The sequence below is a fragment of the Lysinibacillus sp. NPDC093688 genome (assembly GCF_050280145.1).
Classification (GTDB): Bacteria; Bacillota; Bacilli; order Bacillales_A; family Planococcaceae; genus Lysinibacillus; species Lysinibacillus xylanilyticus_B.
This window is the reverse complement of the sequence record NZ_JBNNUX010000024.1, coordinates 1-14,312: the sequence shown is the minus strand read 5'-3', so window position 1 is coordinate 14,312 and position 14,312 is coordinate 1. Positions and strand designations below refer to the sequence as shown.

Here is a 14,312-nt window from a genome sequence, read left to right as displayed (position 1 = left end):
GGGGACCTTTTGTTGCAGGTCTAAAGGTGGAAGATAATTAGTATTTAATAGAAATATTGACATTTATTTTTTAGACAACTAAGCTTAATTGAAAATAGAGCTGGGGAGGGACTGCCAGTGGAATTCATTAAATTAAATTGTCCGAATTGTAATGGGAAAATTGAATATAAAGAAGAACAAGCATTCAAATGTCCTTTTTGTGAAACGGAAATAATGTTGAAAGAGAATAAAGTCTATTATGTTGATCAGACGATTAATAATTATTATGGTACAACTTCTTCGAATAAAGCTACACGTCCAAAACCGAATTTAAAAGTGCTTTTCATAATACCGATTGTAATCCTTTGTGTATTCCTGGGCTATTTTCTTTTGAGCAACAATCAAACAGAATATGGTAAGCGTAAGGAAATACCTGTTCGAGAAATGCCTGAAAGCGAAGTTCTTTTATTCTTTTTAAAAGATATTTTTGATAAAGGTGGAGCTATGCCGACTAAAGAAGAAATCGCAAGTATCCGTTATTTAAAGGCATACTATGCTGAAGATCAATGGCATTTTGATTACAGTCTTGAAGATCCGTTTACAAATAAGCAAGCCGAAATTTCTAACTATACTATTATGGATAAGTTATTAAATACACAAAAAATCGAACAAAAAGATTTCGAAGCCTTTACAGGTCTGGCGGTATTGAATTTGATGGGCAATTATGAAATATCACAGAGTGAAGAGGTAAGCTTCAGACATCTGGAAGGTTTAAAAAGCTATACAGGTAGCTTTAATGAATCATTTAGTAAAATTGCTGAATATTTTAGTGATAAGTCTACTGTTGTAGAACTCTCTATCCAAATTCGAAGTAATGATGAACTTGCTTTATTATTAGCGTTTCCTAATCTTCAATCACTTGAAATTTCGTATTTCACTGAGTCGGTTACAGACTTCCCTCTTCTGAATAAACTACCATTAAAATCATTGTCTTTACGTTCTACCAATGATTTGAAGTGGTTGTCTTCATTAACTGATTTAGAATCGTTAACAATAGATATGAGTGAAGCGACAGATTTTAACTCGTTCTATTCACTGAATCAATTACAAGAATTGAAACTTACAGCGGTGAAAAATTTAAAAACGCTTGATTTTATACAAAACATGCCCAACTTGCAATCGCTTGATCTTGAAAATATGGATATTACGAATGTAGAACGCCTTAGAAATAAGTCTTCATTAACAAAGCTGCGTTTAACTTATCTTTCTGAATTAGAATTGCTTGATGTTGTGAACAGCCTGACTTCACTGACCGATTTATCGATAACTGGTTATAGTGGTCAAATAGCATCGATTGTAGCACCCCGTTTAAAAAAAGCGGAATTAACAAGCTCCTTCCTACCCAAGTTAGAGGCACCTGCTTTAAAAGATTTAACTGTTGATATAAGTGGGGCGCAGTCGTATTTGAATGGAGCAGAATTACTGAGATACCCACAGCTAGAACAACTTACGGCGATGGAGGATGGCGACTTTATAGGCATCCGTTCTTTAAATCGTCTAGCAAATCTGCAAACAATAAATTTAAATGAGACCACTTTTTATGAAGAGACGAGTGAATTATTCAATTTACAGCATGTAAAAACGTTAAATTGTAATGAGTGTAAGTTTCAAATTAATAGTCAAAATTCGTTTAATAACAACAAACTGGAACATTTAACTTTGAATGATGTATCCTTCCGAATAGATAATGGTGACTGGGTACACGAAGTCGATAAGGTTATGCCTTACTTTGCTGGCCTTTCAGCTCTGCGTTCATTCACTATACAAGATAGTTCACTCCAATCATTAAGTTTTATGGAAAAGTGGCAACAAATTGAGGAGCTTCATTTGGAAAATAACGCTCTTTCAAATGTAGAGCCTTTGGTGAATTTGCCTAATTTGAAAAAGCTATATATTTTAGGAAATCAGGTGCAAAATACATCTGTGCTAGATAAAGGAATTTTGATTTATTGAGGTAATGTGCTTCTTTTAAAATAACTTATAATATCTCACTTAGATATTATAAGTTTTAATACAAATGAATAAAATAAGCTGTATAGAAAGTTAGAATTTTTAATAACTTCTATACAGCTTATTATTTTTAATCCTTATATAATGTGCTTTAAAGCATGCATCTTACTCTATCAATCAACGCTCTTAAAAAATTGATCATGTATGCCACAAATTTGTGCTGGGCACAAACATAATCAATGCAAAGTCAGAGCTATTATCGTTAACTTTTTATTGCTAGGCCACTAAAAGAAATCGGTCCAACAATGTTTGCTTGTGTGCCAGGTGTAACGTTCTCAACAAAAACCTGATAGAAGTTAGCTCCAGCTATTAAATTGGAATCAATAGCTTGGAATGTAAAGATGTAATTTTGTTCTGAACCAGTTGATTCTGCTCCATTTTGAGTATTATAGATTTCTTGCCCGTTACGGAAGATTCTAAATACAAGTTGAGAAATATTTGTAACTCCTGCCACACCGACGCTTGCAAGTAGCTCAACGTTATTATTTCTTGAAGCGGTGCCTGGGATGTTTATTTGAATCGAAGCTAAAAGAATTTTAAATGGAGCCTGTGGAATTGGAAAAGCGGTTGCTGGGTTAAACGTACTTAGAGGCTCAACTGCTTGGTAATCAAGGATTTGCACCATTTTATCACCTCCTTTTGCTAGAATACTATAAGATATGCTTTATAGTAGAGATTGATTGTGTAGTAAACTAAGCCTTGCTATTTTTAAAACTTTGTTTAGATTATTGTTCTAGTCTTTCAGGAATTGTGAGCCTAAAATCATTTGGAATGATTACGGGGATCTTTATCATAAGTTTGAGGTAATAAAATAGGTGAAAAGGTATGTGAACATAGTTGTTTTTCATACCTTTTTAGATGGGATAAAAGAAAGGTGTTTAAATTTGAGGTTGCTCTTCTTGCATTGAAATGAGCCAAATAAAGTCATCCTCAATAATTATTTGAATGTCTAAGCCGAGGCTCATTAACTTTTCAGCTTTTAATTGTTTCGTACTTATACCACGACGTTTGTCCCCAAGAATAAGGAAATCTGTATCCTGTGTAACAGCCCCTTGCATAATCCCTCCACAAGCTCGTACTCTTTTTGCAGCTTCTGAACGTGTCATAGTGGAAAGCGCCCCTGTAAAGACGATTTGTTTATGATAAAATGGATGCTTTATACATTGGGATGGATTAGAAAGTTGGATGATTTCTGTGTTGACCTTATTGTTGTTCATGTTGATTCTCCTTGAGTGAAATGAAAGGTTTCTACCTAAATTATAGGTGAGATTGATTGATTTGATTCTACATTTATACTAGTCATGGGAAATCGTATCATAAGTAAAAGAGGAAGCATTCATTAGTGCTTCTTTTTTGTGTTTTTGAGAAGTCAAACTGAGCCGTAAGGAAAATTTTATTTTTGGATGCAAATGAATATCTTTTGTAAGTAGATTTATTAATTTTTTCGAGGATGTATTTATAATTAAAGTTAGATTGCATAGATATTCGTTACTTTATTCGTACATATTTTCTGCGCATTTTACAATACTATATCTAGATTATTTATTAAAGTGACAGGAAGGGGAGAGGTAGAATTGGCTAAGCACTCAGATATGAGTTGGAAAAAGGATCATCCGAGCACTTTGTTTGGGAACTCTGTCCAAAAGGCAGAGCGTTTGTTGAAGCATGTAAAGTCACATCCAGAGGAAATAGCGATGGAGCATGCTTTTAATCAAATCGAACATGCAGAAAATGCATTTATGAATGCAAAGGAATATGGTGAGCATTTGGATACAGTCCAACAAAATAAAGAATACTTAGAGCAGATCAAGCAGCAATTACACGAAATGCAAGGCAAACAGTGACAGAAGAAATAATATAATTTTTAAGCGGCTTAAATCCAATAATAAAAGGATTAAGCCGCTTAATTTTATTTCTTTTGTTATTCACTGTGGGTCTATCTTTTATGCGAAATGTTGCAAAAGATGGGGTGACTGAGCACCTTTCCCGGGAAATATTTTGTGTATATTTATAATGTTCAGTTTATTTTTTTGTATTATCACGAAAATTGGAATGATACTTACTTATGTCATGAATAGTATTGATTGGGTAGGGGCGCCCATGGAAAGTGCCTGGACGGAACGGAATCAACTACATGTTCCTCATCTTAAATTAACACCAAACGATTATTTTATACGGTGTGGTTTGTGCAGGGATACTTCTTGTAGTAGGGCCATAGATCACAATTAAGTTTCGATTGACTAGGCTTTTTGAAAAAGGCTGCCCATTTTTGAGCAAGATAAGTGTATAAGCAGAAAGATTTAGTTGTAATTGGCCATCACTACTCACTAATTGTTGATTAAAAAAGTCGACTTTAACATTTTGATTGTTATTTTCCTTTACAACAACAAGTGCTCGATATTGAGGCGGATATATTAAAGGTACAGGTGCATTCCCATCATAATATCCAGTAACCTGATCGCCGGGAGCCACGATTTCTTGGTTTACAAAGTAAGTAGAAGGTGAGATGACAAAATTGACGATGCCCTGAGTACTATCTTCTACCGTCATAAGTTTATAACAGCCTTCCTTTTCTCCATTTTGCCCAATTGGGAAATCATCAATCTGCGTAACGACACCACGAAATGATTTAAAGTTTACCATTGCTATCCCTTTCTTTATAAAATTTCAATCAATCATTGGTGAGACACAAGCTTTAATTAATTATTGTTTACCCGAAGAAGCTAAATTGAATTCATGACTAAAAGAAAATCAACAGCATCATTTTAATTTATGTAATATCTCCGATTTGGGTGACAGAGAATGATTTTATTATCAAAAGGACAGGTTTATATATTGCATGAATCAATATATACTTAACTGACAAACTATAAACGTTATTTTTAAGAGGAGGGGAGCCTATTGAAGTGGATTTCTAAAAATAAGAAACTCCTTTTAATATTCATCATTATTATTATTTTCATTGCTGGTATACTCGATATCAAATATGAAGGATTATTCTTTCAACTATTACCGGAATCTGTTCAAAACTATTTAGCTAATATTTTCTAAGTAGAATTGTATTTTCTAGGACACAGAGACGGGCTAAAAAATGCGTCTATTCATAGTTGGAATTGAATTTTTATCCAATTCTCTTATTTAATCTCAAATAAATCTGTTGACATGGAGTTAACTCCATCTTTTAAAGTGAAAGTATTAAAAGAATGGGGTGATGTGAATGGCTTTTATTACTTATGTATTGATAGGGTTATATGCATTATTGACAGGGGTTGCAGGCTTGCAGCAATGGAAAGAGAACGGATATCAAGTACGAACATTCTTATTTGTGGTCTTATCTATCAGTATTTTTGTAACGCTATTTTTACCAAACAAATCTCTGGTACTAATGTTACTAATTCTTGAATTTGTTCTGTTACATGTATTAGCAGTTGCGGAAGGGCTAGTGAAAAATAAACAGCTAAGATATAGTCACCATTTAGTTCGCTTCATATTCCATTGTATACTGCTATTAATGGTTATCTTCATTCAGTAAAGACTTCCACCTTTGAAGGGGTTGAGATGAATGCAGATGTGCTTCCTTTTCAGTGAGTGTCCTAACACCTACTAAAATATACGAACTCAGTCTAGGAACGCCACGTCCTGTGGCAACGACTGAGTGACCAACATCGTGTTGTTGTTGTTGCTGACGCTACGCTTTCGCACAGACAAACCTTTTGCTGCCGCTGCGTTAGCACTACGCTTTCGCACAAGGCCTAAGCCTTCGGACGCAATTACGCCAAGGCGAAATTGATAAATAATTTATTTACTAGTAGGTGATGATCATAAAAATCGGTGAATTTGCTACATGTACTGGTCTTAGTAAAGACACTATTCGTTATTACGAAAAAATGGGTCTTTTACGTCCAGAAATAAATAACAAACATCGTGAGTATAACGTGGATCATATCGAAATCAGTAGTACAATCCTTAAACTAAAGCAATGTGGTTTTTCACTTCAAGAAATTAAAATACTTTTTGAATGGTCGCAAAATACTGATGAAAATGATGAATTGACAGAAGCGGAAATTCAAAACCTTCAACATATGAAATTATTATTTCAAAATAAGTATAAGCAGATGATTCAAAGAGAAAAAGAGATTAAACAAATAAAGCAAGTCTTACAACGTGCTGATTATAAAATGGAGCAGCTATTAGAAAAAAATAAAGGTTAGATAGGTGTTCTCATAAAAATCACGGTATCACTTTAGTATCTCCCTGAACTGTATTAACAATAGGAAAAAGTGGCACATCGTTAACACAGCAAATATGGCTGTGTTTTTTTCATATACAGAGTTCATCTCTTCTGAAAGGATTTATAAAAAAATTTTTTGAATATATTACATATGCTAAAGTATAAATTTTTCAAGAAGGTGATGATAACTTTATGGATGAATGGAAGATAGCGCTTGAAAAGTTTTTAAAGGACTGGAGAAATAGAAATGATGTAGTAGGGGCACTTGTATGTGGGAGCTACATAACGGGAGATCCTTCAATGCGTTCTGATATTGATGTACATATTATTTTATCGGATGATGTTGAGTGGCGAGAGAGAGGGAATAAACTTATTAATGGTTTTCTTATAGAATATTTCGCCAATCCACCAAAACAAATTCGCAAATACTTTCAACAAGATTTTCAAAACCAAAGAACAATGTCCATGGTTCAATTGATGACAGGAAAGATTCTATTTGATAACACGGGGATACTTAATGAATTAAAAATAGAAGCTGAACATTGGCTAAACAATGAGTATGATGAATTAAATAAAACAATAGTAGAATTAAAAAAATATTCACTATGGGATTCATTAGATAATTTAAAGGATTGTTTTGAACAAAAAAGAGTGGATTTTCACTTTGTATATTTTAACGCATTAGCTAATTTATTTTCTGAGTACTGTCGGTTTTTGAGATTAGAAAGCATTCCAAACTATCAAGTGCATTCTTATCTTATAGATCCAGCCTATATTAAAAAATATTTAAAAAATGTTTTCCCGGATTCAATATTTAAGGAAATGTTTTTAATAGCGTTATTAGAAGAGGATAAACAGAAGATGCTGGAGGCATACGAAGAGTTAGCTAACCATGTAATGAATCAGATGGGTGGTTTTAATATAGATGGTTGGAAAATAAAAAGTCCTGTCGAGGAACAGGATGAGATGTGACTTCTTTGGATAGACTACAAAAGAAATAAATTAAACAGAACACTAGAAAATAGTGAGGAAAAATTCTATATGGTGGGGCCGGTGTAAAAACAAGACTGGTTCCATATTTTTATGTTATTATATAAATATAATAATTAAAAAAACCTCGTTATTTTATGAAAATGCTAGCCAATTTTAGGACGATTATTCCATAGCGCTTAAATAAAGGTAGCCATTCTTAGGGAGGGAATAGTAGGTTTTTCTCTTGATTTATTCAGGGGAAGGCTCGAAAAATGCACATAACTCTCATATAGATAGTTGATATTTTAATCTTTATGTAATTATGATACACTGCAATAAGGTAATAATTGATACAGAAAAGGTGTACTCCTAAGTTACTCCAGAGCTTACTGTGACAGCAGGAGAAAGAGCTTACATCCTTTCTGCAAATCTTAACATATAAGGAAGGTAAAAATGAGTAACAGACAAACTAAATCAGATGTTATCTTAATTGGTGCCGGAATCATGAGTGCGACTTTGGGGACAATGCTTAAAGAATTAGCACCAGATTGGAAAATTACAGTATTTGAGTCACTTGATAAAGCAGGTGAAGAAAGTTCTCACGAATTAAATAATGCGGGAACTGGACATGCTGCACTTTGTGAGCTTAACTACACTTCAGAGAAAAAAGACGGATCAATCGATATCAGCAAAGCGATTAACGTTAATGAACAGTTCCATGTTTCAAGACAATTTTGGTCTTATCTTGTGAACAATAAACTAATCAGTAATCCACAAGACTTTATTATGCCTTTACCTCATATGAGTTTAGTACAAGGGAAAGACAATGTAGAGTTTCTAAAAAAACGTCATGAAACGATGACAAAAAATCCTTTATTCCAAGGTATGGAATTTTCTGATAACCCAGAAAAACTAAAGGAATGGATTCCTCTTATTATGCAAGATCGTCCAGCAGATGAAGCTATCGCTGCGACAAAAATTGACACTGGTACAGACGTTAACTTTGGTGCATTAACACGTATGTTATTCGACCACTTAAAAAATAAAGACGTTGACATCAACTACAATCATAGTGTTGAAAGCATGAAACGTACTAGCGATGGTTCATGGGAAGTACGAGTGCACGATAAAGATGGCTGCAAAATGGAATACCATACGGCTAAATTTGTCTTCCTTGGAGCTGGTGGAGGAAGCCTAGAATTACTACAAAAATCAGGTATTCCTGAAGGGAAACATATTGGTGGATTCCCAATCAGTGGATTGTTCTTACAATGTAAAAACCAAGAAGTTGCTGAACAACATCATGCGAAAGTATATGGTAAGGCTGCAGTTGGTGCACCACCAATGTCTGTACCACACCTTGATACACGCTATATTGATAACAAAAAATCATTACTATTTGGACCATTTGCAGGTTTCTCACCTAAGTTCTTAAAAACAGGTTCAAATATGGATTTATTTGCTTCTATTAAACCGCATAATCTTACAACGTTATTAGCGGCAGGCGTTAAAGAAATGGGATTAACAAAATATTTAATCCAACAGCTTATGCTATCTAAAGAACAACGTATGGAAGAGCTACGTGATTTCATCCCGAATGCTAAGAGCGATGATTGGGATATTATTGTAGCTGGTCAACGTGTACAAGTTATTAAAGATACTGAAGCTGGTGGTAAAGGAACGCTTCAATTTGGTACGGAAGTTGTAAGTGCTTCTGATGGCTCAATTGCTGCATTACTTGGAGCTTCTCCAGGTGCATCTACTGCTGTACACGTTATGCTTGAGGTAATCAATAAATGCTTCCCTCAACATGTTAACGAGTGGGAGTCAAAAATTAAAGAAATGATCCCATCATACGGCAAGTCATTAGCAGAAAATCCAGAGTTTCTTAAAGAAATTAACGACGCAACGGACGAAGCGCTTCGTTTAAAATAAAATTAGTGTAGAAACAAAGGATTTAAGCGTTTGTTTCTACAAAATAAAATAGAACCTTCATTCTAATTTTGGATGGAAGGTTCTATTTTTTTATTTCACAAATCATTAAGGAAGAGTATTTTGCAAAAAAAAATAAGCTTTTATCAGAACGTGGAGTGATTTCCGTTCCAACTGGGCGCTTTCCTGGGGGCGTCCGATGAGCCGCTTCACTCGCAAGGCTCGCTCCAGGGTCTCGGGCCAACACGATGTTGGTCACGAAGGCGTTATCACAGGATGTGATGGTTTTAGCCCTCGTTCCCCTATCGCTAATCCCCAAGGAGTCGCCCAGTCTCCACTCCAATCACCTTATATTTCTTGGTATACGATTTAACAATTGTCATATCCACTTTTGGTAATAAGTCGTAGTGAGAATTTTTAACCATATTAATTAATATATTTAAATAGGCATTAATTAATGACAAAATCACAATGATTTAACGAAAAAAGTTAAATGGACAGCAAGATGAGAAAAATACTAATGAAGTATATGACGAAGTATTCGACTCTTAATGAAGAACAACAACAAGCGATTGTTGAAGAGATAGCAATTGAGGAATTTAAAAAAGTTTGAAGGGATTCTATTTTTGGGAGATGAATTCGACCCTCGTTACAATTATCGATTATTAAACAAATATTTTTTGACTATCTAAAAGTAAAATAAATAATTAGAAGCACATCTTTTACTATCAAACAAAAGGTGTGCTTCTAATTTTAAAATTTAAGTTTGGAAAAACAAAATCGGATAGAGCGTTTAACATATATTGAACAAAAGAACAGGAGTAAGGATACAAGGATAGCTAGAGGAATGCTGAAAGCGATCGGAAGTTCAACACCATTCCAAATGCTCATTTGTATTTGTTCCAAGCCGAATGTTCGCAAAATGCCGCCTACTATTGATAGTAATGCACTTAAGATCAGCCCTGCATAGAGGACAGATAATACGAGAAGGGCTAATGAGCAAAAAAAGCCTTGTATGATATTTATGAATGTCATTCCTTTTCCCTCCGTATAATTTGCTGCACCTTGGCGTTTTTAGCAATCGAATAGCTTTTTGTATAATAAAGTGTTTGTATATGACAATTATCGCCTACTGCTACAATATCTCCGTCAACAATTTCTGCATCTGTATAGGAAAGATGTATTTGTTCACCTTTAATACATTTACAAGTCAGCTTTTTCTTTAGAAAAGATATAGATAACGTATCTTTTTCCACATGTATCACATCTGCAATAAGCTTTCCAATCTCATTTCCACCAGACATTTTTAATTGAAAATGTTTAGCCTCTATTTCATTCGCTTTAACAAGACCGACTGCATGAAACTGTTCTGCTTGTAAGTTTTGTTCAATGATCAACTTCCCAGAACTATTCAATTTTGTTACTCGCCCATTGCGCATAGTTAAGCTCCCGGCACTTTTAACCTCATTAATTTCACAAAAATCTTTTATAGAGCATGATCCTGAACTATTTAAAACTTGCGCTTCAACGCGGGAATGAAAAGAACTATGACCATGAGTAGAGATTTTTTTTACGCGTATTTCTTGATGTAAAGTAACAAATCCACGGATGTTTAATTGCTCACAGTCTGCTGCTAAGTCTTTAATAGTGCCGTTAGTAAGGGTTACTGTACGTAGTTTTTGAATCACGGATAATCACCTCATGTTAATTTAATTAATATATATTTCAATTATTAAAATATATATTAATTAAAATATATATTGCTTTGTTTTGTCAAGAGCAAAAAATTAGCCATGAGCCTTTATGTATTTTCTGGACAATAAAAAAGGATTTCAATTTTATGAAATCCTAAAAAATTTTATTCATTAACTGATTAACTTCACGCAATACTTTTGCCATGTCTATCAGCTTTTCCTGTGGAAACTTTAAAAATAAATCTTGAACCTTTAATTCACCGCTATTAGTTAACACCATCTTTACAACACGACGATCTTCTTGTTCTCTAATCCGTTCTACAAATTCTAATTTCTCAAGTTTATCACACATGGATGTAACGGCTCCTGGCGTCACACTAAAGAACTCAGCAATTTCAGTCGCCTTCATACCATCATTACTCTTTAGCTGAAGTAGGAGGATCATTTGGTTTTGCGACAATGATTCTCCCTCAGATAAGAGATTTACAAACGTTTTTGATTTTTGTTGTATTTCAAGCATCTCTTTCATAATCATTTCTACATTGTGCAATTGCTCTTTTTTTGACATAGTATCACAGCCCATTAAAATATTTAATGATTAAATTATATAGTAAATAAATAATATGGGCTACAGCAAACGTTGCTATTGACTATATCGATAACTTCGATTGCTGTTGAAATAAAGGTTGATTATATTAATGATATTAACAAGATGAGTGGCTCCCACCATAACGTGTAGTTGATTTCCGTTCCGACTGAGCGCTTTCCTGGGGGCGTCCGATGAGCCGCTTCACTCGCAAGGCTCGCTCCAGGGTCTCATCTGTGACGCTAATCCCCAAGGAGTCGCCCAGCCTCCACTCCAATCAACTTATATCCAGGGTATATGAAAAATGGATTAATCAAAACACGATCTTATTAAATAAATAAGGCAGATTAATTTCTTGAAAAAACCATATTGTAAGAATTCCCTCATTAATAATTTGACTGGATTCAAGATTATGAAATTAATACAATTGCATTTATTCTATAAAAGTATCGCACATCCATTCATAAAATTTTTCCTTCTCTTCAAATTGTGGATAATGAGCTGATTGTTCAAAGGCAATAAATTCTTTTTTATCGGCTTCAATCATATCAAAGTATTTTTTTGCTGCATTAGATGAAGTATTATAATCATATTTACCCATAACAAAATAGAATGGTAATTCAAGTTTTTTTACTTTAGTAGGTAATGGGTTTTGGTTTTTCGTTAATTCCTCAATTAGAGTTTTTTGAGAATAGGATAGCCCATAGTTGTAACGAATCACATCTAATAAGTTATACTCACGACTGAATAACATATTTATGATATTCCCATCAGGGTTATCAATAAGTCTCGAAGATCCACCATATTTTGCAACATAATTCCGTGGAGTAACCAGCTCACCATTTTTAATTTGTTCAGTTAACTCTTGTAAATATTGAACATCATCTGTATTCCCAGCTTTTTCTGCTTGCTGAATAACGTAGTTCAAACCGTCAATTTCGCTTCCTACTATATCACTCATCTGTCCAATTCCAACATATGCTGTATATTTTTCAGGAGCTTTAGAGGCAGCTTGTGTTGCAATATACGTACCATAAGAATGGCCAATTACTATTACTTTTTCTTTGCCAAGTCGATCTGATATATAATCCGTTAAGGCCAATAAGTCATCTACGAGTAAGTCTGATGAAAGATTAGAATAATCCTCAAAAAAAATTTCATTATCTTTTTCATCTATTTCCCCCTGCGAACATGAAATATAATCGTAATTTTCAGACTCTTTTAGGAAGAGTTGTTGAATTGTACATTTTTCTTTTATAAACATAAAAGTACATGCTAAGGGGCCACCATAGGACTACAAAGATTGGATAAAACGCCCATATTACTCCTGGTGACGAGACAACATTTACTGTAATAAAAAAGATACTGATAAGAACTGTAGCGGTAACAGAGAATGCTACAAATGTTTTTCTTTGTGCGTGGTATAAAGCTAAGGGCCACCAAATTACTAAAAATGATGGGTAGATCGCCCAAGGGTATGGATGGGATAAAATAATATTTAATAAGGAGTAATAAATGATGGTACTTGCACAGCCTATTAGTGCAATTTTTAATGTTTTTGCTTTTTCCTCTAAATACATAAGAATTGGCCACCAGATGATTGGATAAACCGCATAAATGAACCATAAATAATCGGGTGAGTATAAATAATTTTCAATGATAAGGAAAGCAATAATCATAGCACTACAAACAAGAGAATATTGTTTATACATTCTTTTAGACATAAAGATTAACGTAATTGGCCATAGCAAAATCAGTAAGCACGGGTACATAAACCAAATCGTCTGAGGTGAAGTCGTATAATTGACGATTCCTAAAAAAATCATTGTCATTAAACTACCAACAATCGAAAAGCTAATAAAGTTCTTCATGTTTTATTCACTCCATTTCTTACGTGACCAAACGAAGTACATAGATAGGGGCCACCATAATATTGCGAAGATTGGATAGATTGCCCATATTGTATGTGGCGTATAGTAAAGATTAATAAATATAAAAAATGCAATAATTAAGCCGCTACCCCATATAGAGAATTCTAAATTTAATTTAGCCATGTTTTTCTTTTCGGGCTCTTTCACACCTAATTCCTTTTTTAAATCCTCAATATCTCCAAACTCTACGATGGCTTTGTTGATGGCATCCTCTTGTTCTTTCCCTTGATCCATCAAATAAAATACTTTTTCTTCAAGATTTTGAATGATTTCTTGTTTAACCAACTCTGTTTCTTTGTTACGAGGAATGTCTTTAAAAAGCTCATCAATATGGTTTTTTATTTTTTTCATTCTAAGCCCTCCATAAATAAGTCGATAATTTCTTTTACTTCCGACCACTCTTTTACTAGCTCATTTAAATAAGCCTTACCTAACGGGGTAATACGGTAATACTTTCTTTTTCCTCCGTGTGAAACATCACCATAATAGGCTTCGATAATTTCCTTTTTCTCAAGACGTTGGAAAACTGCGTATAAAGTTGCTTCTTTAATTTGAAAACGATTATTTGTCCGGATACTTATTTCCTGAGAAATTTCATAGCCATAACGATCTTTCTCTAAAATTAGCCTTAAAATAATGGAATCCAAGTGTCCGCGGATGATGTCACTCCGAACCATAAGTCACCTACTTATTTTTTATTGCTCTATCTGTCAGAGTAATATTAGCAAACATTACTCTACCTGTCAAAGTAATTTTTCCAAATACGTCCATATTCCTACTAAGAAGGATCATCATCAAAACGTGTGGTTGATTTCCGTTCCGGCTGGGCGCTTTGTTGCTGACGCTTCGCTTTCGCACAGATAAAACATTTGTTGCTGACGCTTCGCTTTCGCACAGATAAAACATTTGTTGCTGAC

17 protein-coding genes are annotated in these 14,312 nt (G+C 34.0%); 7 read left to right on the top strand and 10 right to left on the bottom strand.

The window, feature by feature from the left end; genetic code table 11:
• The first annotated feature begins 117 nt into the window (after positions 1-117).
• Positions 118-1,992: a leucine-rich repeat domain-containing protein gene (locus tag ACQKN2_RS17405; RefSeq protein WP_427416064.1), complete on the top strand. Its 1,875-nt coding sequence runs from the start codon at positions 118-120 to the stop codon at positions 1,990-1,992.
• Between the two features lie 259 nt (positions 1,993-2,251).
• Here ACQKN2_RS17405 and ACQKN2_RS17400 read toward each other — a convergent pair whose 3' ends face one another.
• Entirely contained in the window at positions 2,252-2,674 is a 423-nt protein-coding gene (locus tag ACQKN2_RS17400) for an exosporium protein C (RefSeq protein ID WP_427416063.1), read from the bottom strand.
• 253 nt (positions 2,675-2,927) lie between these two features.
• Positions 2,928-3,266, bottom strand: a complete 339-nt coding sequence (locus ACQKN2_RS17395) for a BRCT domain-containing protein (protein ID WP_427416062.1) — start codon at positions 3,264-3,266, stop codon at positions 2,928-2,930.
• Positions 3,267-3,623: 357 nt separating this feature from the next.
• Between ACQKN2_RS17395 and ACQKN2_RS17390 the strand changes: the two genes are divergently transcribed.
• Positions 3,624-3,893, top strand: a complete 270-nt coding sequence (locus ACQKN2_RS17390; RefSeq protein ID WP_427416061.1) for a hypothetical protein — start codon at positions 3,624-3,626, stop codon at positions 3,891-3,893.
• Positions 3,894-4,200: 307 nt separating this feature from the next.
• Here ACQKN2_RS17390 and ACQKN2_RS17385 read toward each other — a convergent pair whose 3' ends face one another.
• A complete protein-coding gene (locus ACQKN2_RS17385) occupies positions 4,201-4,692 on the bottom strand; it encodes a hypothetical protein (protein ID WP_427416060.1) in 492 nt (163 codons plus the stop codon).
• A gap of 258 nt (positions 4,693-4,950) precedes the next feature.
• Between ACQKN2_RS17385 and ACQKN2_RS17380 the strand changes: the two genes are divergently transcribed.
• The 5 genes from ACQKN2_RS17380 (at position 4,951) to ACQKN2_RS17360 (ending at position 9,187) form a co-directional block, all read left to right on the top strand.
• Positions 4,951-5,100, top strand: a complete 150-nt coding sequence (locus ACQKN2_RS17380) for a hypothetical protein (protein ID WP_323648451.1) — start codon at positions 4,951-4,953, stop codon at positions 5,098-5,100.
• Positions 5,101-5,266: 166 nt separating this feature from the next.
• A complete protein-coding gene (locus ACQKN2_RS17375) occupies positions 5,267-5,581 on the top strand; it encodes a hypothetical protein (RefSeq protein WP_427416059.1) in 315 nt (104 codons plus the stop codon).
• A 283-nt stretch (positions 5,582-5,864) separates the two neighbouring features.
• A complete protein-coding gene (locus ACQKN2_RS17370; protein ID WP_427416058.1) occupies positions 5,865-6,260 on the top strand; it encodes a MerR family transcriptional regulator in 396 nt (131 codons plus the stop codon).
• 212 nt (positions 6,261-6,472) lie between these two features.
• On the top strand, positions 6,473-7,252 hold the full coding sequence (locus ACQKN2_RS17365) for a nucleotidyltransferase domain-containing protein (protein ID WP_427416057.1): 780 nt from the start codon (positions 6,473-6,475) through the stop codon (positions 7,250-7,252).
• Between the two features lie 453 nt (positions 7,253-7,705).
• Positions 7,706-9,187 (top strand): malate:quinone oxidoreductase, encoded by a 1,482-nt coding sequence (locus tag ACQKN2_RS17360; protein WP_427416056.1) that lies wholly within the window; start codon positions 7,706-7,708, stop codon positions 9,185-9,187.
• A 1,028-nt stretch (positions 9,188-10,215) separates the two neighbouring features.
• Here the strand turns inward: ACQKN2_RS17360 and ACQKN2_RS17355 are convergent.
• The 7 genes from ACQKN2_RS17355 to ACQKN2_RS17325 form a co-directional block, all read right to left on the bottom strand.
• Complete coding sequence (locus tag ACQKN2_RS17355) at positions 10,216-10,872, bottom strand: hypothetical protein (RefSeq protein WP_427416055.1); 657 nt, start codon at positions 10,870-10,872, stop codon at positions 10,216-10,218.
• A 160-nt stretch (positions 10,873-11,032) separates the two neighbouring features.
• Positions 11,033-11,446 (bottom strand): MarR family transcriptional regulator, encoded by a 414-nt coding sequence (locus tag ACQKN2_RS17350; protein WP_427416054.1) that lies wholly within the window; start codon positions 11,444-11,446, stop codon positions 11,033-11,035.
• 451 nt (positions 11,447-11,897) lie between these two features.
• On the bottom strand, positions 11,898-12,728 hold the full coding sequence (locus tag ACQKN2_RS17345) for an alpha/beta fold hydrolase (RefSeq protein WP_427416053.1): 831 nt from the start codon (positions 12,726-12,728) through the stop codon (positions 11,898-11,900).
• Positions 12,676-13,335 carry a hypothetical protein gene (locus ACQKN2_RS17340; RefSeq protein ID WP_427416052.1) on the bottom strand — a complete coding sequence of 220 codons (660 nt, stop codon included), beginning with the start codon at positions 13,333-13,335 and terminating at the stop codon, positions 12,676-12,678. The genes ACQKN2_RS17345 and ACQKN2_RS17340 overlap by 53 nt, the downstream gene beginning before the upstream one ends.
• Positions 13,336-13,338: 3 nt before the next feature.
• Complete coding sequence (locus tag ACQKN2_RS17335; RefSeq protein ID WP_323648468.1) at positions 13,339-13,746, bottom strand: permease prefix domain 1-containing protein; 408 nt, start codon at positions 13,744-13,746, stop codon at positions 13,339-13,341.
• The gene (locus ACQKN2_RS17330) at positions 13,743-14,072 is read right to left on the bottom strand and encodes a PadR family transcriptional regulator (RefSeq protein ID WP_053482886.1); all 330 of its coding nucleotides are present in this window, start codon (positions 14,070-14,072) and stop codon (positions 13,743-13,745) included. Before ACQKN2_RS17330 ends, ACQKN2_RS17335 begins: the two co-directional genes overlap by 4 nt.
• 7 nt (positions 14,073-14,079) lie before the next feature.
• A partial coding sequence (locus tag ACQKN2_RS17325; RefSeq protein WP_427416051.1) for a hypothetical protein occupies positions 14,080-14,312 on the bottom strand: 233 nt, incomplete at its 5' end.